At 44.4% G+C, this 25,404-nt stretch carries 26 protein-coding genes; 13 read left to right on the top strand and 13 right to left on the bottom strand.

The annotated features are described in order from the left end of the window. Positions 1–113: 113 nt before the first annotated feature. Together rsmI and J6578_RS08855 are read left to right on the top strand one after the other, a co-directional pair. On the top strand, positions 114–986 hold the full coding sequence (gene rsmI / locus J6578_RS08860; RefSeq protein WP_093092178.1) for a 16S rRNA (cytidine(1402)-2'-O)-methyltransferase: 873 nt from the start codon (positions 114–116) through the stop codon (positions 984–986). Positions 987–1,142: 156 nt separating this feature from the next. After that, positions 1,143–2,072, top strand: a complete 930-nt coding sequence (locus J6578_RS08855) for a peptidoglycan DD-metalloendopeptidase family protein (RefSeq protein WP_100150176.1) — start codon at positions 1,143–1,145, stop codon at positions 2,070–2,072. Between the two features lie 171 nt (positions 2,073–2,243). On the opposite strand, the gene J6578_RS08850 is transcribed toward J6578_RS08855, so the two are convergent. Continuing rightward, positions 2,244–2,789 (bottom strand): cysteine hydrolase family protein, encoded by a 546-nt coding sequence (locus J6578_RS08850; protein ID WP_287954418.1) that lies wholly within the window; start codon positions 2,787–2,789, stop codon positions 2,244–2,246. A 65-nt stretch (positions 2,790–2,854) separates the two neighbouring features. Here J6578_RS08850 and J6578_RS08845 point away from each other — a divergent pair, with 65 nt between their 5' ends. Further along, on the top strand, positions 2,855–3,286 hold the full coding sequence (locus J6578_RS08845; protein WP_287954416.1) for an Lrp/AsnC family transcriptional regulator: 432 nt from the start codon (positions 2,855–2,857) through the stop codon (positions 3,284–3,286). Between the two features lie 23 nt (positions 3,287–3,309). On the opposite strand, the gene J6578_RS08840 is transcribed toward J6578_RS08845, so the two are convergent. Next, positions 3,310–3,885 carry a hypothetical protein gene (locus tag J6578_RS08840; protein WP_176715069.1) on the bottom strand — a complete coding sequence of 192 codons (576 nt, stop codon included), beginning with the start codon at positions 3,883–3,885 and terminating at the stop codon, positions 3,310–3,312. A 201-nt stretch (positions 3,886–4,086) separates the two neighbouring features. Next, positions 4,087–4,713: a flavin prenyltransferase UbiX gene (locus J6578_RS08835; protein WP_093092169.1), complete on the bottom strand. Its 627-nt coding sequence runs from the start codon at positions 4,711–4,713 to the stop codon at positions 4,087–4,089. Between the two features lie 249 nt (positions 4,714–4,962). Here J6578_RS08835 and J6578_RS08830 point away from each other — a divergent pair, with 249 nt between their 5' ends. Continuing rightward, complete coding sequence (locus J6578_RS08830) at positions 4,963–5,442, top strand: hypothetical protein (RefSeq protein WP_143557886.1); 480 nt, start codon at positions 4,963–4,965, stop codon at positions 5,440–5,442. 90 nt (positions 5,443–5,532) lie between these two features. Here J6578_RS08830 and J6578_RS08825 read toward each other — a convergent pair whose 3' ends face one another. After that, positions 5,533–6,693: a polyamine ABC transporter substrate-binding protein gene (locus tag J6578_RS08825; RefSeq protein ID WP_037407898.1), complete on the bottom strand. Its 1,161-nt coding sequence runs from the start codon at positions 6,691–6,693 to the stop codon at positions 5,533–5,535. Between the two features lie 329 nt (positions 6,694–7,022). Between J6578_RS08825 and alaS the strand changes: the two genes are divergently transcribed. Both alaS and J6578_RS08815 read left to right on the top strand, forming a co-directional pair. Further along, positions 7,023–9,650 (top strand): alanine--tRNA ligase, encoded by a 2,628-nt coding sequence (gene alaS / locus J6578_RS08820; protein WP_287954413.1) that lies wholly within the window; start codon positions 7,023–7,025, stop codon positions 9,648–9,650. 88 nt (positions 9,651–9,738) lie between these two features. Next, on the top strand, positions 9,739–10,356 hold the full coding sequence (locus J6578_RS08815; RefSeq protein ID WP_093092163.1) for an MlaC/ttg2D family ABC transporter substrate-binding protein: 618 nt from the start codon (positions 9,739–9,741) through the stop codon (positions 10,354–10,356). Positions 10,357–10,407: 51 nt separating this feature from the next. Here the strand turns inward: J6578_RS08815 and J6578_RS08810 are convergent, their stop codons facing one another. From J6578_RS08810 to glyA, 5 genes are all read right to left on the bottom strand, one after another. Further along, positions 10,408–10,659, bottom strand: a complete 252-nt coding sequence (locus tag J6578_RS08810) for a GlsB/YeaQ/YmgE family stress response membrane protein (RefSeq protein ID WP_037407903.1) — start codon at positions 10,657–10,659, stop codon at positions 10,408–10,410. A gap of 297 nt (positions 10,660–10,956) precedes the next feature. After that, on the bottom strand, positions 10,957–11,562 hold the full coding sequence (locus J6578_RS08805) for a HEAT repeat domain-containing protein (RefSeq protein WP_287954411.1): 606 nt from the start codon (positions 11,560–11,562) through the stop codon (positions 10,957–10,959). A gap of 21 nt (positions 11,563–11,583) precedes the next feature. Beyond that, positions 11,584–11,880, bottom strand: coding sequence for a hypothetical protein (locus tag J6578_RS08800; RefSeq protein WP_287954410.1), 297 nt, complete (start codon positions 11,878–11,880; stop codon positions 11,584–11,586). Between the two features lie 293 nt (positions 11,881–12,173). Beyond that, positions 12,174–12,380, bottom strand: a complete 207-nt coding sequence (locus tag J6578_RS08795) for a hypothetical protein (protein WP_093092159.1) — start codon at positions 12,378–12,380, stop codon at positions 12,174–12,176. Positions 12,381–12,662: 282 nt separating this feature from the next. Beyond that, complete coding sequence (glyA, locus tag J6578_RS08790; protein ID WP_287954409.1) at positions 12,663–13,913, bottom strand: serine hydroxymethyltransferase; 1,251 nt, start codon at positions 13,911–13,913, stop codon at positions 12,663–12,665. Positions 13,914–14,090: 177 nt separating this feature from the next. Between glyA and J6578_RS08785 the strand changes: the two genes are divergently transcribed. Next, the gene (locus J6578_RS08785; protein ID WP_287951081.1) at positions 14,091–14,258 is read left to right on the top strand and encodes a hypothetical protein; all 168 of its coding nucleotides are present in this window, start codon (positions 14,091–14,093) and stop codon (positions 14,256–14,258) included. A gap of 13 nt (positions 14,259–14,271) precedes the next feature. Here J6578_RS08785 and scpC read toward each other — a convergent pair whose 3' ends face one another. The 3 genes from scpC to J6578_RS08770 all read right to left on the bottom strand — a co-directional run bounded on the left by scpC (position 14,272) and on the right by J6578_RS08770 (position 17,268). Continuing rightward, positions 14,272–15,789, bottom strand: a complete 1,518-nt coding sequence (gene scpC / locus J6578_RS08780; protein WP_093092155.1) for a succinyl-CoA:acetate CoA-transferase ScpC — start codon at positions 15,787–15,789, stop codon at positions 14,272–14,274. 357 nt (positions 15,790–16,146) lie between these two features. Next, entirely contained in the window at positions 16,147–17,091 is a 945-nt protein-coding gene (miaA, locus tag J6578_RS08775; protein WP_287954407.1) for a tRNA (adenosine(37)-N6)-dimethylallyltransferase MiaA, read from the bottom strand. Positions 17,092–17,139: 48 nt separating this feature from the next. Continuing rightward, positions 17,140–17,268, bottom strand: coding sequence for a hypothetical protein (locus J6578_RS08770; protein ID WP_255356351.1), 129 nt, complete (start codon positions 17,266–17,268; stop codon positions 17,140–17,142). 480 nt (positions 17,269–17,748) lie between these two features. Here J6578_RS08770 and J6578_RS08765 point away from each other — a divergent pair, with 480 nt between their 5' ends. The 5 genes from J6578_RS08765 (at position 17,749) to J6578_RS08745 (ending at position 24,284) form a co-directional block, all read left to right on the top strand. Then, positions 17,749–18,369 carry an RlmE family RNA methyltransferase gene (locus J6578_RS08765; protein ID WP_093092153.1) on the top strand — a complete coding sequence of 207 codons (621 nt, stop codon included), beginning with the start codon at positions 17,749–17,751 and terminating at the stop codon, positions 18,367–18,369. Positions 18,370–18,454: 85 nt separating this feature from the next. Continuing rightward, positions 18,455–20,425: an ATP-dependent zinc metalloprotease FtsH gene (ftsH, locus tag J6578_RS08760; RefSeq protein WP_093092151.1), complete on the top strand. Its 1,971-nt coding sequence runs from the start codon at positions 18,455–18,457 to the stop codon at positions 20,423–20,425. A gap of 645 nt (positions 20,426–21,070) precedes the next feature. Beyond that, on the top strand, positions 21,071–21,934 hold the full coding sequence (gene folP, locus J6578_RS08755; protein WP_287952807.1) for a dihydropteroate synthase: 864 nt from the start codon (positions 21,071–21,073) through the stop codon (positions 21,932–21,934). A gap of 291 nt (positions 21,935–22,225) precedes the next feature. Next, on the top strand, positions 22,226–23,569 hold the full coding sequence (gene glmM / locus J6578_RS08750) for a phosphoglucosamine mutase (protein WP_093092149.1): 1,344 nt from the start codon (positions 22,226–22,228) through the stop codon (positions 23,567–23,569). 40 nt (positions 23,570–23,609) lie between these two features. After that, positions 23,610–24,284 carry a DedA family protein gene (locus J6578_RS08745; protein ID WP_093092147.1) on the top strand — a complete coding sequence of 225 codons (675 nt, stop codon included), beginning with the start codon at positions 23,610–23,612 and terminating at the stop codon, positions 24,282–24,284. Between the two features lie 73 nt (positions 24,285–24,357). Here J6578_RS08745 and plsY read toward each other — a convergent pair whose 3' ends face one another. Next, entirely contained in the window at positions 24,358–24,960 is a 603-nt protein-coding gene (gene plsY, locus J6578_RS08740; RefSeq protein WP_037407916.1) for a glycerol-3-phosphate 1-O-acyltransferase PlsY, read from the bottom strand. Positions 24,961–25,018: 58 nt separating this feature from the next. Between plsY and folB the strand changes: the two genes are divergently transcribed. After that, the gene (gene folB, locus J6578_RS08735; RefSeq protein ID WP_093092145.1) at positions 25,019–25,372 is read left to right on the top strand and encodes a dihydroneopterin aldolase; all 354 of its coding nucleotides are present in this window, start codon (positions 25,019–25,021) and stop codon (positions 25,370–25,372) included. Positions 25,373–25,404 lie beyond the last annotated feature (32 nt).

The raw sequence follows: 25,404 nt of genomic DNA, 5'->3' as shown, positions 1-25,404 counted from the left end.
ATTAACACTGGAATACCGAGACATCGTGGTATAGTAATAACTTCGGGCTGTCTGCTGCTAAGTTGTCAGCTGGACGCCTTTATTTAAAATTGAACCAGATTACGGATAGATGAATGCAAGCCCATTATCAGAAAGCTGTTACCAGTATTGTACCGCAAACCCTCTATGTGGTGGCTACTCCGATAGGTAATCTGGCTGATCTGAGTTTTCGTGCTCTGGCTGTGCTGTCCCGTGCTGATTTGATTTGTGCGGAAGATACGCGGGTGACGCAACAATTACTGCGGGCTTATGGTTTGTCTGCACGGCTGATTAGTGTACGTGAGCAAAACGAGCAGAGTATGGCGGAGAAGATCATTGCAGCTTTGGCTGCGGGTCAGGTTGTGGCGCAGGTTTCTGATGCGGGTACGCCGGCTGTTTGTGATCCCGGTGCACGGCTGGTAACGCGAGTACGCGAGGCCGGTTATCAGGTTTTGCCAGTTGCAGGACCCAGTGCGGTGATGACGGCATTGAGTGTGGCAGGAGTAACGCAGTCTGATTTTTATTTTGCTGGTTTCTTGCCGGCAAAAAGTGGTGAACGACAGCAGCGTCTACAGGACTGGCAGGAGGTATCTTATCCGGTGGTGATGTTTGAAACACCACACCGGATTACTGATACGCTGGCTCAAATGGCATTATTGTTTCCTCAGCGTAGTCTGATGCTGGCACGTGAAATCAGTAAAACTCATGAAACTTATTTATGTGGTACGGTGGCGGAAATTCAGACGGTTCTGGATAAAGATGCTAACCAGAAGCGTGGTGAGATGGTGCTGGTACTGCATCCTGCACAGTTAGAGAAGAATGTTGATTTATCATCCGAGGCTGTTCGGGTGATGCAGATTCTGGTGCAGGAGTTGCCAACTAAGCAGGCTGCTGTGCTGGCAGCACAGATTAGTGGTGAAAATAAGAAAGCTTTGTATGACTGGGCAATTGCTGCTAAAAAATTATGAGAATAAACAAAATTATTTGGGCATGTTAAAATAGTTTATGTTTATTGTCATTTTACACAATGCTGAGCATTGTTTATGATACTGTCTGAATTAGCTGTTGCCGCCGCTGTGGCGCTGGCTCCCCCTGAATATTGCAATGATTTAAGGTAAACCGTTATGTTGAAAAAAAACGTAATTCGTTCCGGCTGGTGTTTGCTGGGGCTGGCACTGAGTGCCTGTACTCTTTTCAAACAACCGGCAGCACCGACAGAAACGGGCAGCAGTGAAGCCGGTGGTACTGCCACTACCTCTGCCGATAATCCATATGGCTCCGCACCTTATACTCCTCCGGCAAATACTGCTCCGGCCTATACGCCCAATGCTGATACTTCTGCTGGTTATGTAGGCAATTATTCTCCGGTAGATATTAATGCCGCCACTCATACGGTACAACGTGGTGATACGGTATTTAATATATCTAAGCGTTATCAGATTACTCAGGATAATCTGCGTTCATGGAATAATATTATTGATAATAATATTAAGCTGGGACAAGTACTGCGTGTAAAACCGGCTGGTTATGTGGCACCTGCTGGCAGCAAAAATACAACAACAACTGTGACTACTCCGGTAAATACATCCAGTGTAACTACGACTACCAGCACTACTACGACAACTACGCCATCTAGCTCTACTACAGTATCGACCAGTAAAACTGTCAGCACTGGTAGTGTGCGCAGTGTAAGCGGTATTGAATGGCAGCGTCCAACCGCTGGCAGTATTTTGCAAAGCTATGGCGGTAGTAGTAAAGGGATTGATTATGGCGGCAGTGCCGGTCAGTCGGTAGTGGCTGCGGCCTCCGGTAAGGTGGTATATGCCGGTAATGGTTTGCGCGGTTATGGTAATCTGATTATTGTGCAGCATAATCAGACTTATCTGACGGCTTATGGTAATAATCAGAGTATTCTGGTGAAAGAAGGCCAGCAGGTGAAACGTGGCCAGCAGATTGCCACGATGGGTAATACTGATGCCAAACGTACTCAATTGCATTTTGAGTTGCGTGAGAATGGTCAGCCACAGGATCCGAGTCGCTTCCTGCCGATGTAAGTATAAAACAGCTTAATAATTCTATTTATTTTAAAAGCACCATGTCTACTGAATACTGTATTCAGTGACTGGTGCTTTTTTATTAGAAATCTGTTATCTGGCTGAAGTGATGCAATAATTAGGTGTAATTTTTATAATATAGGTTACTCACGAAAACAAAATGGTGAATTATTAGTGTATAAATTGTTCCGCAGATTGTACTTTGGCAAAAGTGGTGAGTGCTGCTAGAAAGCTGTTCTGAACATCTGATGCTTTGGTAAGTGTGCCATTGAATTCTTGATCACGGGTGGTACAACCATCTGCAATCAAAATGGGGTGATAACCAAGTTCTGCTGCGCAACGGGTAGTGGAGTCAATGCACATATGCGTCATCATGCCACAGATAACCAATTGTTGGATGCTCTGCTGCTGAAGCTGTTGATGCAGATCTGTTTGCCAGAAGCTGTTAGGGTGGTTTTTAAGAATGATAAATTCGTTTTGGCTGGCTAAGGGCAGCAATTGCGGATGTAAGGCCACTCCGTGGCTTTCAGGTAGGAAAAAGGTTGCGTTTTTTCTGATATTGATATGCTGGATATAGAACACAGGTAGCTGGTGCTGGCGAAAATGTTCACGCAGTTTTAATATTTTTTCTAATGCTCTTTGCGGCTGATACAGCTGCATTTTACCCTGTTCAAAGTAGTCGTTTTGTACATCAATGATTATAAGCGACTGTTTCATTATTTTTTCCGGTTGTTTTTGGTGATTCAATTATGCGCTGCTATGGCTGTTGCCGGAACAGGCTGATGAAAACAGTTAATACTATTTTTTTTCAGGATGAAAGTATGGATAAAAAGGACAGGGCAATTTTGGATTTGCTGAAAAGCAATAGCCGTTTATCGTGGAAAGAAATTGGTGAAAAGGTTTTTCTGAGCGGGCAGGCGGTAGGTTTGCGGGTACAGAATCTGGTAGATAGAGGGGTGATTGAGCGATTTACTGTGGCCGAACATTATCCGTCTGAGCAATTTATAACGATTTACATGGATAGCAGCCGGTTTGCTGAATTTGAACAGCTGGTAAGTAGTTTTGCTGCGGTACAGGCCATTTATAAAATTACCGGTGATGGCTGTTATTTTATCCATGCAAGTTTCGCGGCGCAGGAGTTGGAACAATTTTTGCAACAGATTACGCTTTATGCGCGCTATAAGGTGAACCACAGTCTGCGCAAAGTGCTTTAGGTTGATAAAGCAGGAGCGTTGGTTTATGGTCTGTTGCAGGCTGCCAGTATAGTATCTTCTGTCAGACACAGGTTATGGGCAAAATGCTGGCTGTTTTGTACCCAGCCTTTATCTTCTTTGCACTGGGTTTGTGTCTCTATAATCAGCATCTGTTCGGGACGGCTGGCGTGCAGGCTCATGCGCATTTGAGCCTGAGTAAAGGGCAGATTATGTTTTTGCGCAAAGCTGCGGGCACGGCTATTGGCTGTTTTCAGCATCGGGATTAAGGTAATGTCGAGATGAAAAACTCTCACTCCCATTACCAGAATGCGTGCGGCAAACCAGTCTGCTTCTTCACTAATGATATCCGGAGTAGGTTGGTCAAAGCCAAGCCGTTGTGCGGCAATTAATATGGCTACCAGTCGCAGCTGTGGAATGAGTGCTTCGCTGAGCATATAGGGAGCCTGAAACTGAGGCTGTAGCTGGCATAGATCACTGCGGTGCTGGTTACCATCAACAATCATGTACCAGCGTTGAAGTTGTGATACCGGCGATGCTGATTGTGGTAGCTGTTTTAATGATAAAGCAGACATTTTGTTCTCCAGTAGTTGTTGATACATTTTTAATGCCTTTTTGCTTGAGGCGTTTATGGTAATAAAAAAACCGCCTCGGGTTGGCCGGGCGGTTCACTTTTTATTTTGCTAACAGGTTTTCAAATAAACGCAAAAAAGCACCGCACCGAGGTGTGGTACCAATAATAAGCAAAAGAGAAAGTGATTACGTTTTTCATGTCTATACCATAAAGCATTCTGTGTGTGGTGTCAAGAATTATTTTCTGCACCCCAGCGTGCAATTAATTGATGCGGTATCCGCAGTTGATCCAGAATGCGCGCCACTACAAAGTCTATCATGTCTTCGATGCTTTGGGGATGCTGGTAGAAAGCTGATACTGGTGGCAGGATGCATACGCCTAGTCGTGATAGTTTGAGCATGTTTTCCAGATGAATCGCTGATAATGGTGTTTCACGTGGTACGATAATCAGCGGACGGTTTTCTTTAATGGAAACGTCGGCAGCGCGTTCAAGCAGATGGTCTGAGGTACCGGCGGCGATGGCTGCTACGCAACCCATGCTGGCCGGACAGATAATCATGGCATCAGCTGGATTGGATCCGGAGGCCGGCGGAGCAAACCATTCATCGCGTCCAAACACGGTAAGCATGGATGGGTCGACTGCGTATTCTGCGCATAGTGCTGCGGTACACTGTTTGGCGCTGGTAGGTAAATGCCAGTTGATTTCCTGCCGGGCAACTATCTGTGCTGCCTGTGAATACAGTAGCCATACTCTGATATTGGCCTGTAACAGGCAGGACAGCAGCCGTCTGGCGTAGGGCATGCCCGAGGCGCCAGTTAAAGCCAATGTGACGGTTTTGACGGTAGGGAAAGTCATGATAAAACTGGTATGTGTTTAAATATGGCTGTTATTATAGCGGTTTGTTTGCGTTATAGCATTTGGCATACTGCGGTTTTCAGTTAATGTAATTTTCAATTAAGCGGGAATTATTGTTCTGAAATGACAATAGATTGATTGAGTTTAGAGAAGCAGTGATGATCTGCTGGCAAGAAGATGTTATTAGTCTGAATGATTGAAACCTAAATACATATAATGGAAATGTTAAATATGTTGTGGAAAAAAATAGTGAGTTGGCCATGTCTGTGCGCCAGTCTGTTGGTGGGGTGCGTTCAGGTAACGCCTTATGTTGCGCAAGAGCGCGAATGTGATTCACAGGCTGTGGCAAATGCTCTATTGCAGTCTAGTCAGTCGTCTGGCACAAATCAGTTTCGCTGTGTAGTAGTATCGAAAGATGTTCCGGTGCTGAAACCTGAACGCACGGTTCTACCAGATGTCAGCCTCAGTATTGAGCGGCCAGCCATTGAGGTGGGTAAGTGTTTACATGATAAATTACAGTTACGCTTTAATTTACCACGGGAATTTTACAAAATCAGTGCTTATCCTGATGGTAGTCAGACTCTGGCGTTGGTCAATCCGTTTACGAAGATAGAAGGCTTGCAAATTGATGTGGTTAAAACGGGTATGTCACAAAGTATGGTAAATGTTTATTCTAATGGTACGACATTATCACAGGCATGGAAGAAGTTTCCTGAGCTGTGCCGTTAGACAGCATTATGCTTTTTATAAGACTGAAATAAATACAGCAAACTCTCATTACTGAGGCGTTTGCTGTATGGCTGATATTATTCAGAACAACTATTTACCTGCCTTGAGGTTTTGCCATAAGCGCAATTCATATTTTAAGGTGTCGGATTTTGCCGGTAAAACCAGATAACTGTTGGCCAAAACTTCATCTGACGGGAAGATGCTGTTGTCTTCACGGTATTCTTTTTTCATCAGTTCTTTAGCTGGCATGCTGGATGGCGCATAGGTAACGTAGTTGGCATTTCTGGCCGCAATCTGTGGTTCCAGAATCCAGTTCAGGTAGCGATAGGCATTTTTGAGGTTGGCGGCATCCTGCGGAATGGTAAGTGTATCGACCCAAAGGGAAACGCCCTGAGTGGGTACGAGCACTACGATATCTTTTTTGCCAGTTGCTTCCTGCCGGCGTCGTTTGGCGATATTCAAATCACCACCAAAGCCGATGGCCACACAGACATCGCCACGCGCCAGATCGTCGATATAGCCAGAAGAAGAGTAGCGCAATACATTGCTGCGGTTGGCTTTGATGATATTGGCAGCGATGTCGATATCATCTTTACTCTGACTGTTTGGGTCTTTGCCGGCATAGTGCAGAGCCAGTGGAATCATTTCTACTGGACTATCCATATAGCTGATACCACAATTTTTCAGCTTGTCTGTGTATTCAGGATTGAAGACTAAGTCCCAGCTGTTGTCTGGCATTGGGGTGTCACCAAGAGCAGCATTAACTTTTTCAATGTTGATTGCGATGGTATTCATACCCCAGTAATTAGGTACAGCATACTGGTTGCCCGGATCTACGTCTTTTAATAAATTGAGCAATTTTGGGTTGATGTATTTCCAGTTCGGTATCTGGCTTTTGTCCAGTGGCTGATAGGCACCGGCTTTAATCTGGCGACCAACAAAAGAGTTGGATGGCCCGACAATATCGTAGCCGGATTGTCCGGTAAGAATTTTACTTTCCAGCGTTTCATCACTGTCATAAAAGTTATAGGTGACTTTTATGCCATATTTTTTTTCGAATTCACCAATAATTTTTGGATCGACGTAATCCGACCAATTATATATTTTTAATGCTTTGGTATTGCTTAAAGTGCCAGTATTGCTGGCAGCAGCAGAAGCGGGTTGCTGATTGCTGTTATCATGTGAGCCGCTGCATGCGGTCAGAAGACATAAAATCAAACCGGATAAACTCAGGCAAGCTGTGTTTTTCATGTTTGTCCTTTTCAAAGATGCGCCAATTACAGGCTGACATGGTTATTTGTTACTACTGTTTTTGTAACTTCATTCTGTTTGCTTTGGGCTAACTATACCGTATATAGGGCAGCACTGTGGTTGGAAATGTTATTTTGGCATGGAATTTGGTCTGTTCAGGTAGGCTTATGCGTAAAACTGCGGTAAGATATGCAGATGATTTTAACGAGGGTAATGGTTGTAATAGCTTAACTAAGCCAGTGTCCTCTTTTTTAGTATACATATTCAGGCAGTCTGTTTTTATACAGACTGCCTGAATACGATTATTCGCCCGTTTAATTGAAACTAACATGAAAACAGCAGAATTACGTTCTAAATTTCTTCAATTTTTTGCAAGTAAAGGCCATCAGGTAGTGCCATCTTCTTCACTGGTACCATCTCAGGATGATAAAACCCTGTTGTTTACCAATGCGGGTATGAATCAGTTTAAAGATGTGTTTCTGGGCTTTGATAAGCGGCCGTACAGCCGCGCGACTACTGCACAGAAATGTGTGCGCGCCGGAGGTAAACACAATGATTTGGAAAATGTCGGTTATACCGCGCGCCATCATACTTTTTTTGAGATGCTGGGCAATTTCAGCTTTGGTGATTATTTTAAACGCGATGCTCTGTGTTTTGCCTGGGAATTTCTTACCAGCAAGGACTGGTTGAATCTGCCGCCGGAAAAACTGCTGGCGACGGTGTATGCTGAAGATGATGAAGCTTATGATATTTGGTTAAATGAGATTGGGTTGCCGCCAGAAAAAATTATTCGTATTGGCGACAACAAGGGCGCTCGTTATGCTTCGGATAATTTCTGGCAGATGGGTGATACCGGTCCTTGTGGTCCTTGCTCAGAAATCTTTTATGACCATGGTGAGCATATCTGGGGTGGCCCTCCGGGCAGTGCTGAAGAAGATGGTGACCGTTTCATCGAAATCTGGAACTGTGTATTCATGCAGTATAACCGTGATGAAAACGGGCAGATGAATCCGTTGCCCAAGCCTTCGGTTGATACCGGTATGGGACTGGAGCGGATATCAGCAGTATTGCAGCAGGTACATAGTAATTATGAAATCGACCTGTTTGTCCATTTGCTTCATGCTGTGGCGCGGGTGGTAGGCATATCGTATAGTCAGGAAATTCCAAGTCTGAAAGTCATTGCCGACCATATCCGTTCCTGTGCCTTTTTGATTGCTGACGGTGTATTGCCCAGTAATGAAGGTCGTGGTTATGTGTTGCGGCGTATTATTCGCCGTGCCGTACGCCACGGCTATAAACTGGGCTGTAAACAGGCATTTTTCCATTTGCTTGTAGCTGATCTGGTGCAGGAAATGGGGGCTGCCTATCCTGAGCTGGTTGAAAAGCAGACGCAAATCAGCGATGTTCTGAAACAGGAAGAAAGCCGCTTTGCGCAAACGCTGGAAACAGGGATGGCTCTGCTAGAAAATGCTTTGCAGGATGGTGTTCAGACTTTGGACGGTGAGGTGATTTTCAAGCTGTATGATACCTATGGTTTTCCATATGATTTAACCGCAGATATTGCGCGTGAACGTGATATCAGTCTGGATGAAGCTGGTTTTGAGCGCGCGATGGCTGCGCAACGAGCCCGTGCCCGTGCTGCTCAGAATTTCAAGGCCAATACGCAGTTGGTCTATGAAGGCACTGATACAGAATTTACTGGCTATCAGCAGCGCCAGAATGAAAGCAGAATTCTGGCCTTGTATAAGGACGGTGAGGCGGTTGAGCAGCTGAATGCTGGTGAAACTGGGGCTGTCGTGATTGATTTTACTCCGTTTTATGCAGAATCCGGCGGTCAGACTGGTGATATGGGCTATATTTTTGCCGGTGAAAACCGTTTTCAGGTGGATGATACCCAAAAAATCAAGGCTAAGGTATTTGGTCAGTTTGGGGAAATGCTGTCTGGCAGTTTGAAAGTGGGTGATGCGGTTACGGCTCAGGTAGATAGTGTGTTGCGGGAAGCCAGTATGCGTAACCACAGTGCTACCCATCTGATGCACCGCGCCTTGCGCGAAATATTGGGTACCCATGTTGAGCAGAAAGGTTCGCTGGTAAATGCGGAACGTACCCGTTTTGACTTCTCGCATTCACAGCCGGTAAGTGCTGCACAACTGGCGGAAGTTGAACGCCGTGTTAATCAGGCTATTGTGGCCAATGTGGCTGTATGTGCGCAGAATATGAGTTTTGATGAGGCGATTGCCGCCGGTGCAATGGCACTGTTCGGGGAAAAATACGGTGATGAAGTACGTGTACTGAGCATGGGTGAATTTTCCACTGAGCTGTGTGGCGGAACGCACGTTGCACGTACTGGTGATATCGGGCTCTTTAAAATTATATCGGAAAGTGGTATCGCCGCAGGTGTGCGACGTATTGAGGCAGTTACCGGATTAAATGCCTTACAGTTTGTACAGCAGCAGGAAGAATTGCTGAAAGCAGCGGTAGCTGAAGTAAAAGCACAGACAGCGGAGGATTTGCTATCCAAATTACAGGCTATGCATAACCAGAGTAAGCAGCTGGAAAAGGCGTTAGACGAAGCCAGAAGCGAACTGGCCAGACAAGCTGGTAAAGCTTTGCTGGCGCAGGCACAAACTGTGGGTACGGCGCAACTGGTACTCAGCCAGATTGAAGCAGACAGCAGTGCTTTACGTGATATTGCTACTGATTTAACCGCTCAGGGTGATAATATTGTGGTGTTATTGGCGGCGGTAAATGATGGTAGAATTGCTATTACTGCCGGTGTATCAAAAGCACTCAGCAAAACAGTTAAGGCTGGCGAGCTGGTCAATTATGTAGCCACGCAGGTGGGCGGTAAGGGCGGTGGCCGACCTGATTTGGCGCAGGCAGGCGGGCAGGATATCGCTGCACTGGCACCAGCTTTGGCCAGTGTCAGGGACTGGTTAGCAGCTAAAGCTGTATAAAGAATTTTTGCAGATGAAAGATAGCAGGCGGTTTATGGATGAAGAAGTACATAAACCGCTTTTTTTGCTTATTAACAGGAGAAAGAAAATGCAGAAGTATGTAAGAGTTTACATGACTGCATGGATGTTGCTGTTTTCAGTATACACGTTTGCTGCAACGCAGGAACAGCTGGCACAGCAACAATTACAGCAGAATGTAGATGCGGTGCTGTCGGTAGTACGGGATAAAAGTTTGAACGAGCAGCAACGAATCAGCCAGATTGAGCGTTATGCAGATCAATATCTGGACTATGAGCGGATTTCCGCCTTAGCGGTGGGGTTGCCTTGGCGGCAGTTTACGGCGCAGCAAAGACGGGATTTCAGTGCGGCGTTTAAAAATATGATTGTACGAATTTATGCCCACTCAGCATTAATGGGTGCCAGCAATGCTACGGTAAAGGTATTACCGAAAGTTGTGAATCAGGGAAATAATAAGCTGGAAACGTTTACTGAGGTTGTTAGTGGCAGTAATAAACATTATACCGTTGGTTACCAGATGTATTACTCTGATGGTGTATTCAAGATTTACAATTTTCGGGTGAATGGTACCAGTTTGGTTACGGTATATCGAAGCCAGTTTGATCAGTTAATTCAGCAGCAGGGCATTGATGCCACAATTGCTCAGTTGCGCGATAGAGGGGTGGGAAAAATACAAACTAAAAAGTAATATTACTGTTATTTGGAAAAAGGTGATGGATTTAAAATCCATCACCTTTTTTTATATCTGACGGTTTTTGATTTTGCCGTAGATAAACAGAATGATGCAGGCAAAAATAATTGAAGCTATTAAACCGGCTTTTTGCCCTGCCTGATACCAGCCAAATGCCTGTCCTACATAACCTGCGAGCAAGGAGCCACCAATACCCAGTAGTGTGGTCACAATTAAGCCTAGCTGTTGTCTGCCGGGATAAACCATTTTGGCAATCAGACCTATAATAAAACCTACTATAATCGTCCAAAGTAAACCCATGTTGTACTCCTGAGAATAATGAAGTTTTATCTTAATCCTGTGGCAATGGTAGGAGTATAGCGCTGAGGTAAAATTAATATTAATAAGTGAATTTTTAAATAAAATTTTGTAATCAAAATGTTGTGTTTGATTTTTGTTAGTTGGGAATAATATAAATGGATAATTCCTACTGTTAAGTTAATGGCCAGATCGCTGGAGCATTATCTTTATTGAGTGTCTAAAGGCATCTTATTATTATTCTGAAGTAATAAGATAATGAGTGATAAGTATATTGGTAAAGGATTGAGCATAAATAATTTAATATTTTTTCCAAAATTGAAACCATTTTTTTACTATATAAGTATCTGTATCTATATTGAGAATGGTCTCATTTGTTAATTTGAAATAAATCAGACAACTATTTAGCTGATATAATAAATTACTGTATTTATCTTCTTGGGTGATTTTGTTGGCAATAGCCTGATAGTATTTGAGCAATCTGCTGTCGGTAATTCCTTTCAGTGCTGATAGTGCCTCATAGATTACTTGCTGATTTGAATCAGTAAGCCCGGCAATGAAATAGTTGATTATTGTTTTTTTAGTTTTATTGTTCAGGGAACCTAAGGCATAGAAGGCGGTGGCACGTATTTCACTGTTTGCATGTGCGGTAAATGGCAGGATTATCTGAACATAATTGGTTTTGCTTTCTTCCAATAAATATACAAAGTACCTGAAAGCTTGAGCATCTTTGAGTTGTGGGGTGGAAGTATGTAATATTTCTATCCACTCGTTTATTTTGTGTTTGTCATACCAGTACAGCAGTTTAATAACAAACTCTGGTTCAATATCAAAGTATTTATGGAGATAATTTCTGGCTTTCGAGTAAGAGAAGTTAGCTATGACTTGTAAACTGATGCGTTTCAAATCGGCATTATTCAGGTGATACTAATTTTCCAGTATTTTATATGTCTTTGATGAAATGTTGGCTTGATGCAATAATGCTTCTAAACAGTGGTACTTATATTCTTCGCAATCTGATATAAAAAATTTTTCAAGTAATTGCTTTTCAGAACCGGCAACGGTATGGCCAAACCAGCCAGATTCTCGGTTTGATAACTTACCCGAAATCACTTCATCCAGCCAGCGTTCGTACCAGTCAAGAAAGTTATCTTCAAAAGTAAACGTTGGCAGTTGATGATCAAATGAGAGGTTAACAACTTTGCCTGTGTGTTCGCCCTGCAAAACTAGGCCGTTTATATAAGCACATCTTAAGTTCATTAAGATAAACAATTGTTTGCTAATGCTGTTAATATTTTAAGTGTATTTGAATGAAACGAAATAGATATATGATTTGTGGTTATTTGGTGACAATACACTTGTTGATTATGGTGGTTATAAGAAGATTATATTTATTGAGTTAGTTAAGACTGATTGTATTAAAATTTTACCGATAGATGGCAATTATAGCTATTGCCAGATTAAAATAAAAAAGCATAACTTTTTGTTATGCTTTGTATTGTGGCAGCCTATGGATATTAGTGGTTACCGGAATAGGTATCCAGAGTACGGTACGGGGTATTTTCTGGGGTGGATGCAGAAACATGGTTGTTCTGGCCATTCTGAGCAGTAGCCTCGCTGAAATTGTGAATATCAGTGGAGTCATTGTTACTATTAGCCAATGCAAAACCGGCAGTCATGGTTAAAGAAGCAGCCAATAAAGCGGTAGAAACTAATTTTTTCATTTTGTTTCCTTTCAAAATTAATTATTGAGGTAAATTAAATTGTTAAAAGCAGGTCATGTATGCTGCTTTTGTTATGTACACATGTTAATACATTATCAGTAATTAGATAATGCTTGATTGGTTAAAGCTAGGTTTCCTGTAGGGAAACAAATAGCAATGTTTCTTTCAATAGAAAAACAGACTAATACATCATTGAATTGATTGTGTATTAGTCTGTTATGAGTATAGGTAGTCTTTAGGTGCTAATCAATAATAACTATATTAATAATTTAATGTTGTTGTTTATTTGCCATAGACAGGTAATCGTGTGCAGATTTCCTGTATTTTTTGAGCAACTTCTGAGATTACCTGCTCATTGTCTGCATTGTCCAGTACGTCGGCAATCAGGTGTCCCAGTGTGCGAGTATCGGCTTCGGTGAAACCACGGGTAGTAATAGCCGCGGTGCCCAAGCGAATACCTGAGGTAACAAATGGTTTTTCTGGATCGTTAGGGATAGCATTCTTGTTAACGGTGATATGCGCCTGTCCCAGAATAGCTTCAGCAGTCTTACCGGTAAGTTTTTTCGGTTGTAAATCCACCAGAAACACATGGCTTTCGGTGCGGCCGGAAACAATACGCAAACCGCGCTCAATCAGTGTTTCAGCCAGTACTTTGGCATTGGCTTTAACTTGGCGAGCATATTGTTTGAATTCAGGCTGCAATGCTTCTTTGAATGCTACTGCTTTGGCGGCAATGACATGCATTAATGGTCCGCCCTGCAAACAAGGGAAGATGGCTGAGTTTAGTGCTTTGGCATGTTCATCACTCCGGCACATTATTACGCCACCGCGTGGACCACGCAGGGTTTTATGGGTAGTGGTGGTGACAAAATCAGCAAAAGGGACGGGATTCGGGTATTCGCCACCTGCTACCAGTCCGGCATAGTGTGCCATATCTACGAACAGATAGGCATCCACTTTGTCTGCAATAGCACGAAAACGTGCCCAGTCTATTTCCAGTGCGTAGGCAGAGGCACCTGCAACAATCATTTTTGGTTTATGTTCCAGCGCCAGTTGTTCCACTTGATTGTAGTCAAGGATTTCGTTTTCATCCAGACCGTAGGTGATGGCGTTATACAGGCGGCCGGAAATATTGACATTGGCACCGTGAGTCAGATGGCCACCATGGGCAAGTGACATGCCCAGAATGGTGTCGCCCGGTTGCAGTACGCTGGCGTATACTGCCTGATTGGCCTGAGAACCGGAGTGTGGTTGAACATTTACATAGCTAGCGCCAAATAATTCTTTCAGGCGGTCAATGGCTAACTGTTCTACTTCATCTACATATTCACAGCCACCATAATAGCGTTTGCCCGGATAACCTTCGGCATATTTATTGGTTAACTGGCTGCCCTGAGCTTCCATCACAGCACAGCTTACATAGTTTTCTGATGCAATCAGCTCCACGTGATCTTGCTGACGCTGATTTTCACGGGCAATGGCTGAGGCCAGTTCCGGGTCGAAATTTTCAATGGTTAATGCTTTGGAAAACATGACAGTCGTTCCTTTATGAAAGTAAAGAGTCTGTGGGAATGTAGCAGAAGGTTTGTTTATGTGGCTATTTTAACTGATAGTAGGGTATATGTGGCTGAATTTGATAATGCGTCTGGATGAAACTGATTCATAGATACAAGTCAGTTGTTTGTTGTCGGCAATGATGCTGAAAATTATATGCAGATGGGAATCACTGCAATTGGTTTGTGGCTGAAACTGAAATGGAAACAGGATATGCTTTTGGAAGGGGTAATAATTGCTTATGTCTGTACTGAAGATAAATGGATTATAAGAATAATAAATAAGAAACCAGCCCTGTTTAATAACAGGGCTGGTTGGTTTTAATATCCGGGCTGAATTACATTTTCATTGAGCCGGTTTTCAGGAAGTGTTCATGCCAACTTAACGCTTCAGTCAGAATATGAGGTGTATGAATACCTTTTGCGGTTTGTACAGCACGATCATAATAATCTTGTAACTGGTCGCGATAATCTGGATGAGCACATTTTTCGATAACAACTTTGGCTCTTTGTCGTGGTGCCAGACCGCGCAAGTCTGCCAGACCCTGTTCGGTAACGATAATCTGGGTGTCGTGTTCGGTATGGTCGACATGAGATACCATTGGCACGATGCAGGAGATTTTGTCATCTTTGGCGGTAGACGGGGTAACAAAGAAGTTCAGGAAGCTGTTGCGTGCAAAGTCACCAGAACCACCGATACCATTCATCATGCTGGTGCCCATTACATGGGTAGAATTGATGTTACCGTAAATGTCCGCTTCAATCATTGAATTCATGGCAATAATACCCAGACGGCGTATTAATTCTGGATGATTAGAGATTTCTAGTGAGCGGAGAATGATGCGTTCGCGGTAAAAATCAATATTATCAACAAAGTCTTTAAATGCTTTGGCTGAAAGAGAAATCGCTGTGGCAGAAGCGGTTACCATTTTACCTGCACGCACTAAATCCAGCATGCCGTCCTGTAGTACTTCGGTATAACCATACAGATTTTCAAACGGACCAGTTAGTAAGCCCGCCAGAACTGCATTGGCTACGTTACCTACACCAGACTGGATTGGCAACATTTCTTTCGGTAATCGTCCCTGTTTAATTTCGTGAGACAGGAAGTCAACGATATATTCAGCAATCTGTTTGGATTTTTCATCAGGTTCGCTGAAAACGTTATCACGGTCTGGCGCATTGGATTCAACAATGGCCACCACTTTGTTCAGATCCACTTTAAGATATGGGGTGCCAATACGGTCATCTGCACGATTGATGTTAATCGGTGAGCGATGTGGAGGAAGTGCATTGTTATGATAAATATCATGCATACCTTCTACCTGAATGGGCATGCCCATATTCACTTCCAGAATAACTTTATCCGCCATGTTCAGCCATGTCTGGTTATTACCAATGCCGGTAGAAGGAATCAGCATACCGTCTTCTGTAATAGCCACAACTTCAACAATAGCGACATTCATATGGCCTAGAAAACCAAATTCAGCCTGTTGTGCTACGTGTGACAGGTGCATATCAATAAAATTAACATCACCATTGTTAATTTCTTGACGCATAATGCGGTCACTGTTAAAAGGTAAACGCTGACTGACGGCATGAGCTTCCGCCATTACGCCATCACATTCTGGTGCAGTAGAAGCTCCGGTCCAGACATTAATTTTATACGGGCGACCTGCACTGTGTTCGCTACGAGCATAATCTGCGATGGCTTGAGGTAGGACTTTAGGGTAGCTGGCTCCGGTAAATCCGCTCATACCGACGTTAGCACCATTTGGGATCAGTGATGCGGCCTGAGCGGCAGACATAAGATGGGAATGAAGTGAGGTATAACGAATGCGATCCTGTACGGACATCGTGTTTTCTCCTTAATTAAATCGAAAATGCCTGACTCTTACCTAGCCAGAGTGAGGCGTAGAGAATAAGTGTTTGTCTTTGCCGTTTATTCAAATTTGTATGAATGCAATGACATGATGACCAACACAACAGGCTGCATTTTACTGTAAATAATTGTCTTTTGCTGTTCTGTCTTTGTATGAGCAAGGTAATAAAAGGCTTGCAAAAGCGAATAGTTATAGGTTAATAATCTATAAATTTAATTAATACATCATGTTGTGCGAGAATTGGCTTGTCAGGCAGAAGGATGTTTACATAATATTTTAAAATTATTGCCTAAGCTGCCATTGCAGAAATCTTTTCTAAAATAAATAAGATTAGGAAAAAAACTGCTGTATTAACTGCGCAGTCTTCTCATACAGGCCAGCCGGATTAAACGGATCAAGCTGATGTTCTGGATTCAGTTTACGCAGCCAAGTTAGTTGACGTTTGGCTAATTGTCGGGTGGCGACAATACTCCGTTCGACAAAGGTGTTGTAATCGGTTATGCCATTGAGGTAGTCGAATGCCTGCCGGTAGCCAACGCAGCGAATTGATGGCAGATCAGGATGCAGGTCAGGGTATTGCAGACGCAATGCTTCAACTTCTTCCACAAAGCCTTGTGCCAGCATCAGATGAAAGCGAGTAGCTATTTGAATGCGCAGATGGGCACGGTCGGCTGGTACCAGCGCCAGTGTACATACATTTACTGGTGCCTGCTGGCTTTCTTGTTTGGCCAGATGGCTACTCATGGGAATGCCGGTAATATGATAAATTTCCAGAGCACGCTCAATACGCTGGCTGTCACCTGCGGGCAGACGTGCTGCGGTAATCGGGTCTACCTGCTGTAGCAGTGTATATAAATAACCTATACCATGTTGCTGTTTCAGTTTATCCAGTTCTGTACGTATTTGGATATTGGCTTCGGGTAGGCTATTCAATCCTTGTGTGAGGGCGTGGTAATACATCATGGTGCCACCTACCAGTAGAGGCAGATGGCCGCGGGCATGGATTTCCTTTACTAGGCGCACACAATCACTAACAAACTGTGCCGCACTGTAGCTATCTAGTGGTGAGATGATATCAATCAGGTGATGGGGCACTGCCTGTAGTTCTTCTGTGTTTGGCTTGGCTGTGCCAATATTCATGTCACGATATATTAGTGCAGAATCCAGACTGATGATTTCAATCGGAAACTGTTTGGCCAAGCTTAGGGCAAGGCTGGTTTTGCCGGAAGCGGTAGGACCAAGCAGGGCGAAAACTTTGGGCAGAGATGTAGCCATGACAGCAACCATATTTTTAAACAGTTATTGTAGCGGTATCTGCTCAATTCAGCGACTCATGCTTAATGTGGTAAGCAGGGCGTATTGCTGCTGGTTTTCACGCTTATTGAGCAGATACATTAACAGGGAATAATACACGGGTAATAGGGGCACGGGGTAACAGGGTGAATAATACATGTACTTTTACTGTATAAATATAAAGGAGCATGTTGGGTTCGTAACTAATCGCATATAAATAGTTAGGTGTGAAATTTATTTCCTGTTCTTTCTTGATAAACTTAAAATTAGAATAATTTGATTTTGCTGTAATGAGTGATTATGTTATTTGTATTGAAATTTTACCCATGATAAATAATAATTTATTTGTTATCTGATGGTAATGAGCTAGCTTGATTTTGATTCACGGCAGGTAGTGGGCTAGTTATATCTTTGAATGCAGGAAATCAGTCTTTTTGCTTAAGTTGCTACTGATGCATGAGGCAGAAATGCAGATTCTGGTTTAAGTTGAGAGTGGTGTGTTCAGACTGATTTGGTAGGTGGCTGAGGTAATCGGCCATGTTTTTAGGCTGCTAATTTTCTCCGTTTTGCGACGGATATGCTCTGTATTCTGCTTCGATTTCACGATACAATGTGAAGGTTTTTTCAAGAAATTGCATCATGGGTGTTCGCTCTAAATCTTCCAGTGCATGGCTCAATGAGCATGTTAACGATCATTATGTTCATCTCGCTCAGAAAGAAGGCTATCGTGCACGTGCAGCCTATAAGTTGCTGGAAATCAATGATAAGGATCATCTGATTCGGCCGGGTGCTGTGGTAGCAGATCTTGGTAGTGCGCCCGGGAGCTGGTCGCAGGTGGCGGCTAAGCTGGCCGGTAAGCAGGGACAGGTGTTTGCACTGGATATTTTGCCAATGGAACCAGTAGCCGGCGTGCGTTTTATTCAGGGTGATTTTCGTGATAACGATGTCCTGATGCAGTTTGAAACTTTGCTCAATGGCTGTGAGTTAGATCTTGTAATTTGTGATATGGCACCCAATATGTCAGGCAATAATATTACTGATCAGGCGCGCAGTTTGTATCTGGCAGAATTGGGGCTGGAATTTGCGCAGGCTCACTTGAAACAGGGTGGTGATTTTCTGGTAAAGGTGTTTCAGGGAAGTGGTCTGCAAGAATTTCAGCAGGTAATGAAGGATAGCTTTGCGCAGGTATTGATTCGCAAGCCGAAAGCTTCACGTGACCGCTCCAGTGAAATTTATCTGCTTGGTCGCAGTAAAAAATAGTTGTGATGCCAATAAGCTTTGATGGTATTGGCTGTGATGACTATTCTGAACAACAATTATTTAACCTCCTTAGGAGTTTCTGACAGTGCGGAATACCGTAAAGAATCTTTTAGTCTGGCTGGTGCTGGCGTTAGTTTTAATGGCAGCATTCAATGCCATAACTGAGAAAAAAGAGAGTAAGAAGCAGATTGAATACTCTCAGTTTATTCAGCAGGTTAATAAGGGTGAGATTGCCAGCGTAAATATCGAAGGTTCGGTAGTTAATGGCTTTCAGCTGAAAGGTTTACGCAATGATAAATCATCTTTTACTACTAATGCTCCTACTCCGCTGGAGAATGGTTTAATTAATAACCTGTTGGCAAAAAATATCCGGGTTAATGTGATTCCGGAAGAAAAGCCAAGTATTTTAACTAATCTGCTTTACAGTATGCTGCCTATGCTGTTGCTGATTGGGGTGTTTTTCTATTTTATGCGCTCGATGCAAGGCGGTGGTGGTAAGGGCGGTGCTTTTTCTTTTGGTAAAAGCCGTGCCCGTCTGCTGGATAAGGAAGCCAATAAAGTTACTTTTGCCGATGTGGCTGGTTGTGATGAAGCCAAGGAAGAAGTACAGGAAGTGGTGGATTATCTGCGCGCTCCGCAGCGTTACCAGACGCTGGGTGGTCGTATGCCTCGTGGTATTTTGATGTGCGGCAGCCCGGGTACGGGTAAGACTCTGCTGGCCAAGGCTATTGCCGGCGAGGCGCAGGTACCGTTTTTCAGTATTTCCGGTTCAGATTTCGTGGAAATGTTTGTTGGTGTAGGTGCTTCACGTGTGCGCGATATGTTTGAGCAGGCGAAGAAGAATGCACCCTGTATTATTTTTATCGATGAAATTGATGCGGTAGGTCGCCAGCGTGGTGCCGGTCTGGGGGGCGGTAACGATGAACGTGAGCAAACTCTGAATCAGCTCTTGGTTGAAATGGATGGTTTTGATAGCAATACGACTGTGATTGTGATTGCAGCCACTAACCGCCCCGATGTGCTTGATCCGGCACTGATGCGTCCGGGTCGCTTTGACCGGCAGGTGGTAGTGCCATTGCCGGATATACGTGGTCGTGAACAGATTCTGAAAGTACACGCAACTAAAGTGCCTTTGGATAAATCAGTTGATTTGCCGGTGCTGGCACGTGGTACGCCCGGTTTCTCTGGTGCTGATCTGGCGAATCTGGTTAATGAAGCGGCACTGTTTGCCGGCCGTCGTAATAAGACTAAGGTTGATATGAGTGACTTTGAGGACGCCAAAGATAAAATTTATATGGGTCCGGAACGTCGCTCTATGGTGATGCATGAGGATGAAAAGAAAGCCACTGCTTATCATGAATCTGGTCATGCGGTTGTTGCTGAGACGCTGGAATTTACTGATCCTGTGCATAAAGTGACGATTATGCCTCGTGGTCGTGCACTGGGACTGACTTGGCAATTACCGGAACGTGATCGCATCAGTATGTATGAAGACCAGATGCTGAATAAGATTTCGATTTTGTTTGGTGGCCGCATCGCTGAACAACTGTTTATTGGTCGTGTTTCTACTGGTGCTTCGAATGACTTTGAACGTGCAACCCAGCTTGCCCGTGATATGGTAACGCGTTATGGCATGTCTGCTAAGATGGGGCCAATGGTATATGGCGAAAATGAAAATGAAGTATTTCTTGGCCGTTCAGTAACTCAGTCGAAAAATATTTCTGAAAAAACCATGCAGGAAGTGGATGCTGAGGTGCGTCGTATTCTTGATGAGCAATATGCTGTTGCTTATAAAATCTTGGATGAGAATCGCGACAAGATGCACGCTATGGCCAAAGCCCTGATTGAATGGGAAACAATTGACCGTGATCAGGTATTGGAAATCATGGCAGGCAAAGAACCTAGTCCACCGAAAGATTTCAGTGAAAATGTGGCTAAGGATGCTCAAGCAGAACAGTCTGTTGCTGAATCAGCTACTGCAACTGATTCTGAGGCAGAAGCGGTAAGTGATGCTGAAGCTAAAGCACCAGAATCAGAGCAGAAATCACAGGAATAATGTGTAATTGAGTTTTCAACGGCAGCAATAGCTGCCGTTTTTTATATCCTTTTTTTCTGTATGACCATGATAGTATGATAAGAATGGTTGGGTTAATGTATGATATTGCGACTAGTAATATGAATGCTAAAGCAAGATATCAGGGCAATGATGACGCTCAAACGCTAACTTCTTTTTAGTTCTGTATTCGCTGTATGGACGCAAATACTCTGTATATAAGCACAGTGTTGGTGAAGATAGTGGCTGTCAGATTTATCGTAGCTTAAATCAATATTGTTATGGAATGATGCTGATACTGTGCTGTTTTGTTATAGACAGGAAATTGTGCTCTGTATGATGTGAAAGATGAGCAATGTTTGATATCAGGTAAGTGTTATTTGTGATGTAAAAGCATAGGGCAGATGTTTGGTATTAAATATATGACTTTGTGCGTTTTCTAGATGGTTACCACGGTGATGCAATTAGGGGTATGTGATATTTTGCTGGGTATATAGTTAGTTTAGGTATTTGTTTGACTGATAACAGATTTGATGGTGAGAAAGGCCACAGGCTGGTTCAAGGTAATTTACAATTGATACCGGTATTACTGGTGTGGGTACAGGTAAATACAGCTGTATGGGCTATAGTTGAAAGATGATGATTGATATGGATAGTTCTATGCCAATATGCTGGCAGTGTGGCCGGTTTCAGATTGATCTGGCTAAGCCAAAAATTATGGGGATTGTCAATTTAACGCCGGATTCGTTTTCTGATGGTGGCCGTTATAACGCTTCGCTGACGGTAGCATTGAATCATGCAGAGCAGTTGCTGAAAGATGGGGCTGATATTCTGGATATTGGCGGGGAAAGTTCACGACCGGGTTCTGCCTTTGTATCACCACAGGAGGAGTGGACACGGATTGAACCGGTATTGCGTGAGCTGATCACTTGGAATGTGCCCATAACGGTGGATACGCGGCGTACATGGGTAATGCGTCAGTTACTTGAACAGCAACTGGCGGACGGCATTAATGATATTCAGGCGCTGGAAGATGCGGATGCGGTGGCTTTGCTGGCGCAGCATCAGGATGCTGGGGTATGTCTGATGCATATGCAGGGGCAGCCAGAGAATATGCAGCATAATCCGGTATATGAGGATGTCGTGCTAGAAGTTGGTCGGTATTTGCAGCAGCGGGTGCAGGTGTGTGTGCAGGCGGGTATTACACGTAAGCGGCTAATGGTAGATCCGGGTTTTGGTTTTGGTAAAACCCTTGAGCATAATATTGCTTTGATGCAGCATTTCGCTGGATGGCAGACGCTTGCAGATTGTCCGGCTTTGATTGGTGTGTCGCGTAAGACGATGATTGGTTTGCTGACTGCTGAAACGGATCCCAAGCAGCGGGTTGCCGGTAGTGTGGTGGCCGCAGTGGCAGCGGTGGCACGCGGGGCGGCGATTGTACGGGTACATGATGTACGTGAAACTCGCCAAGGTTTGCAGGTGTGGGCTGCTTTGGGTACTCGTGTGCTGTGAAAGAGAATGAATTTTTCGGTGTAAGCTGTTATTGTGCTTTTGTCATTAGGGCAATATTCGGGAAATGGCCAGAATGTACAGGTATTCGGGTTATGAATAGATGTGGCTGTGAGATGTGGATGACTAGGATTGGTATGCGATCAAGTGTCTGGGTTCGGGCTTTAACTGGTAATAAGATGCGGTATTTGGGGATATTGGCTGAATGAATTCTCAAATACCATTTTATTTACTGACTGAATGGCTGTGCCTGTTCTACAATAACAGTCTTTGTTTAATTGGTTGGAGTAGGTGATGGCAAAGAAATATTTCGGTACGGACGGGATACGTGGCGAAGTGGGGAAGTTTCCGATTACGCCTGAATTTGTACTGAAATTGGCTTATGCTGCCGGTCATGTATTGGTGCAGCATGGAACTGATCATCAACCTACTGTGCTGATTGGTAAGGATACGCGTATTTCCGGCTATATGCTGGAGGCGGCGATGGAGGCCGGTTTTACAGCAGCAGGGGTGAATGTGCTGCTTACGGGACCATTGCCTACGCCGGGGGTGGCGTATTTAACCCGCGCGTTACGTCTGGATTGCGGGGTGATGATTTCTGCTTCACATAATGCCTATCATGATAATGGGATTAAGTTTTTTGCTGAGGGCGGGGTGAAGCTGAGTGATCATCTGGAGCTGGAAATTGAGGCTGAACTGGAAAAGCCGGTGCAGACTGTACCGTCCAGCCAGCTTGGTCGTGCTCGGCGTATTAATGGAGCGGTTGACCGTTATATTGAATTCTGTAAGTCTACTTTTCCAAGTAATCTGAATTTACGTGGTTTGACGCTGGTGGTAGATACTGCTAATGGTGCTGCTTATGATGTTGCGCCCAAGGTATTCCACGAGCTGGGTGCGGATGTTGTATGCATTGGTGATAAACCTAATGGCTATAATATTAATCAGAAAATTGGTGCTACTTATACTAAATCGTTGCAGGCAGCGGTATTACAGAATGAGGCTGACTATGGTATTGCGCTGGATGGTGATGGCGACCGGCTGATGATGGTAGACAAGGTTGGCAAGGTTTATGATGGTGATGCGCTGATTTATGTCATTGCTAAGGCTCGTGCTGCAACCGGTAGTCTGCATGGCGGTGTGGTCGGTACGGTTATGACTAATCTGGCGATGGAGCAGGCATTTAAACAGCTGGACATTGATTTTATCCGTGCTAAGGTGGGTGATCGTTATGTGCTGGAACAGCTGCATCAGCACCGTTGGTCGCTGGGAGGAGAGGCTTCTGGCCATATTGTTTGTCTGGATAAACACAATACGGGCGATGGGATTATCGCAGCTTTACAGGTCTTTGCAGCCTTGCAGGATTTGCAGCAGGATTTGGCCAGTATACTTAGTGATTGGCAGCCTTTTCCGCAAACCATGATTAATGTCCATATTGAGCCGGATCAGGATTGGCAGAGTATTGCCACACCGGTGGCTGATGAGGTAGCGGCACAGCTGGGAGAAAATGGACGTGTGGTACTCCGTCCATCAGGAACAGAACCGGTGGTGCGAGTGATGGTGGAGGCACGCCAGATTGAGGTTGCGCGACAGGCAGCTGAAAAAATTGCTGATGCGATTATGGCGGGTTTGGCGGATTAGATCTGTTCGGCCGCAATGAGAAGAGAAGAACGGGCATTTTATGTTTGCATTGCTGGAAGCTTTTTTTACTGAATATGGCTATGCAGCGGTATTTCTGGTGTTGGTGGCCTGTGGCTTTGGTGTACCCATACCGGAAGATGTAACGCTGGTTACCGGTGGTGTGATTGCCGGTTTGGGGCACGCAAATGTGCATACGATGTTTGTGGTGGGTATGGCTGGTGTGCTGGTAGGGGATGGTTTGATGTTTACTGCCGGACGGGTATTTGGCCATCGTATTCTGAAATTCCGTTTGATTCAGCGGGTAATGACGCCGAAGCGTTATGCTCAGGTACAGGATAAGTTTGATAAGTATGGCAGCCGGTTGCTGTTTATCGCTCGTTTTCTGCCGGGGTTGCGTACGCCTATTTATATTACGGCGGGTATCAGTGGTAAGGTTTCCGTGCCCAAGTTTCTGCTGATGGATGGTCTGGCGGCGATGATTTCGGTACCTGTATGGGTGTATCTGGGTGAATATGGTGCAGAGAATATTGATTGGCTAATGCATAAGGTGCATCAGTTTCAGGCAGTTGTGTATATTGTTATTGGTATTGGTGTGCTGGCTTTGCTGTATTACTGGTGGAAGAAACGCCAGCGTGCACAGTTTTTTAAACGCAAGATTGCTGAAATTCGTCAGCGGCGACATGCCCGCAAGCAGCAAAAGCAGAATTTAAAATAAATCTAGAAATGTTTGTGTTAATAAAAAAGACAGTTGTGATAACTGTCTTTTTTATTGGCTGTTGCTGTGGGTTTTATTTGCTTTCGCCGATTTTGCCTTCACGTCCGCTGAACAGGTTTTTAATATTGCTTTTGTGCCGGCACAGCACGAGTAAATCAATCACAATGACGGCAAATACCCAGCTTGTCTGAGGCATAAACCACCAAGCGATAAACGGGCTGATCAGAGTGGCAATCAATGCAGCTAATGAGGATACTTTAAAGCCAAAGGCCATAATAAGCCAGACAGCAGCGCAAATCAGTGCTGTTGGCCATGATAAGGCCAGTAATACGCCCAGGGCGGTAGCCACGCCTTTGCCACCTTTAAATTTGAAAAACACCGGCCACATGTGGCCGATAAGCACTGCTACAGCTGCGATGGCAATGGTGTTGTTGTCTAACTGCCATGTGGCTTGATAGTGTTCTGCCAGCCAGACGGCTAGCCAGCCCTTGAGTGCATCACCAAGCAGGGTAAGGGCAGCGGCACTTTTTCTGCCACTGCGCAGGACGTTAGTGGCACCGGGGTTGCCGGAACCATAGCTGTGCGGATCGGGCATGCCCATGCAGTGTGAAACGATAACGGCAAAAGACAGGGAACCCAGCAGATAGGCGCCGATAATTGCAAAGTAGTTAGCCATGAAGTGGTTTCTTTAGTCTACAATCTAAGGGTTTGCATTTTAGCCCAGTGAGTTGGACATGGATACTATCTTTTTACATGGCATGAGTGTGCAGACGCTGATCGGGGTATATCAGTGGGAACGACAGCAGCAGCAGACTTTGTTGCTGGATTTGGATATTGGTACTGATTTTCAGCGGGCTGCGCAAAGCGATAATATTGACGATACGATTCATTACGCCCGTGTGGCTGAGAATTTGTGCGAGGCATTAGCTGAACAGGAATTTCTGTTACTGGAGGCACTGGCTGAATATGTGGCGCAATTTATTCTGACCCGTTACGGTGCGCTGTGGGTGCGGGTTAAGGTAGTGAAACCGGGTATTTTGGCTGGTGTTAAGGAAGTTGGTGTGCTGATTGAGCGTGAAGGTACTTAAGCGTGATAATTGCCCGTCTTGCAGGGAAAGGG

Origin of the sequence: Snodgrassella sp., from assembly GCF_024103505.1 — a bacterium.
Classification (GTDB): Bacteria; Pseudomonadota; Gammaproteobacteria; order Burkholderiales; family Neisseriaceae; genus Snodgrassella; species Snodgrassella communis.
Note: the sequence above shows the minus strand (reverse complement) of the source record. Positions and strands in the feature narration are given on the sequence as shown.

Excerpts from the sequence above, each read along its gene's own strand:
- rsmI (WP_093092178.1), top strand. The coding sequence starts at position 114 with ATGCAAGCCCATTATCAGAAAGCTGTTACCAGTATTGTACCGCAAACC.
- J6578_RS08855 (WP_100150176.1), top strand. The coding sequence starts at position 1,143 with ATGTTGAAAAAAAACGTAATTCGTTCCGGCTGGTGTTTGCTGGGGCTG.
- J6578_RS08850 (WP_287954418.1), bottom strand. The coding sequence starts at position 2,789 with ATGAAACAGTCGCTTATAATCATTGATGTACAAAACGACTACTTTGAA.
- J6578_RS08845 (WP_287954416.1), top strand. The coding sequence starts at position 2,855 with ATGAAAACAGTTAATACTATTTTTTTTCAGGATGAAAGTATGGATAAA.
- J6578_RS08840 (WP_176715069.1), bottom strand. The coding sequence starts at position 3,885 with ATGTATCAACAACTACTGGAGAACAAAATGTCTGCTTTATCATTAAAA.
- J6578_RS08835 (WP_093092169.1), bottom strand. The coding sequence starts at position 4,713 with ATGACTTTCCCTACCGTCAAAACCGTCACATTGGCTTTAACTGGCGCC.
- J6578_RS08825 (WP_037407898.1), bottom strand. The coding sequence starts at position 6,693 with ATGAAAAACACAGCTTGCCTGAGTTTATCCGGTTTGATTTTATGTCTT.
- alaS (WP_287954413.1), top strand. The coding sequence starts at position 7,023 with ATGAAAACAGCAGAATTACGTTCTAAATTTCTTCAATTTTTTGCAAGT.
- J6578_RS08815 (WP_093092163.1), top strand. The coding sequence starts at position 9,739 with ATGCAGAAGTATGTAAGAGTTTACATGACTGCATGGATGTTGCTGTTT.
- J6578_RS08810 (WP_037407903.1), bottom strand. The coding sequence starts at position 10,659 with ATGGGTTTACTTTGGACGATTATAGTAGGTTTTATTATAGGTCTGATT.
- J6578_RS08795 (WP_093092159.1), bottom strand. The coding sequence starts at position 12,380 with ATGAAAAAATTAGTTTCTACCGCTTTATTGGCTGCTTCTTTAACCATG.
- glyA (WP_287954409.1), bottom strand. The coding sequence starts at position 13,913 with ATGTTTTCCAAAGCATTAACCATTGAAAATTTCGACCCGGAACTGGCC.
- J6578_RS08785 (WP_287951081.1), top strand. The coding sequence starts at position 14,091 with ATGCAGATGGGAATCACTGCAATTGGTTTGTGGCTGAAACTGAAATGG.
- scpC (WP_093092155.1), bottom strand. The coding sequence starts at position 15,789 with ATGTCCGTACAGGATCGCATTCGTTATACCTCACTTCATTCCCATCTT.
- miaA (WP_287954407.1), bottom strand. The coding sequence starts at position 17,091 with ATGGCTACATCTCTGCCCAAAGTTTTCGCCCTGCTTGGTCCTACCGCT.
- J6578_RS08770 (WP_255356351.1), bottom strand. The coding sequence starts at position 17,268 with ATGTATTATTCACCCTGTTACCCCGTGCCCCTATTACCCGTGTATTAT.
- J6578_RS08765 (WP_093092153.1), top strand. The coding sequence starts at position 17,749 with ATGGGTGTTCGCTCTAAATCTTCCAGTGCATGGCTCAATGAGCATGTT.
- folP (WP_287952807.1), top strand. The coding sequence starts at position 21,071 with ATGGATAGTTCTATGCCAATATGCTGGCAGTGTGGCCGGTTTCAGATT.
- glmM (WP_093092149.1), top strand. The coding sequence starts at position 22,226 with ATGGCAAAGAAATATTTCGGTACGGACGGGATACGTGGCGAAGTGGGG.
- J6578_RS08745 (WP_093092147.1), top strand. The coding sequence starts at position 23,610 with ATGTTTGCATTGCTGGAAGCTTTTTTTACTGAATATGGCTATGCAGCG.
- plsY (WP_037407916.1), bottom strand. The coding sequence starts at position 24,960 with ATGGCTAACTACTTTGCAATTATCGGCGCCTATCTGCTGGGTTCCCTG.
- folB (WP_093092145.1), top strand. The coding sequence starts at position 25,019 with ATGGATACTATCTTTTTACATGGCATGAGTGTGCAGACGCTGATCGGG.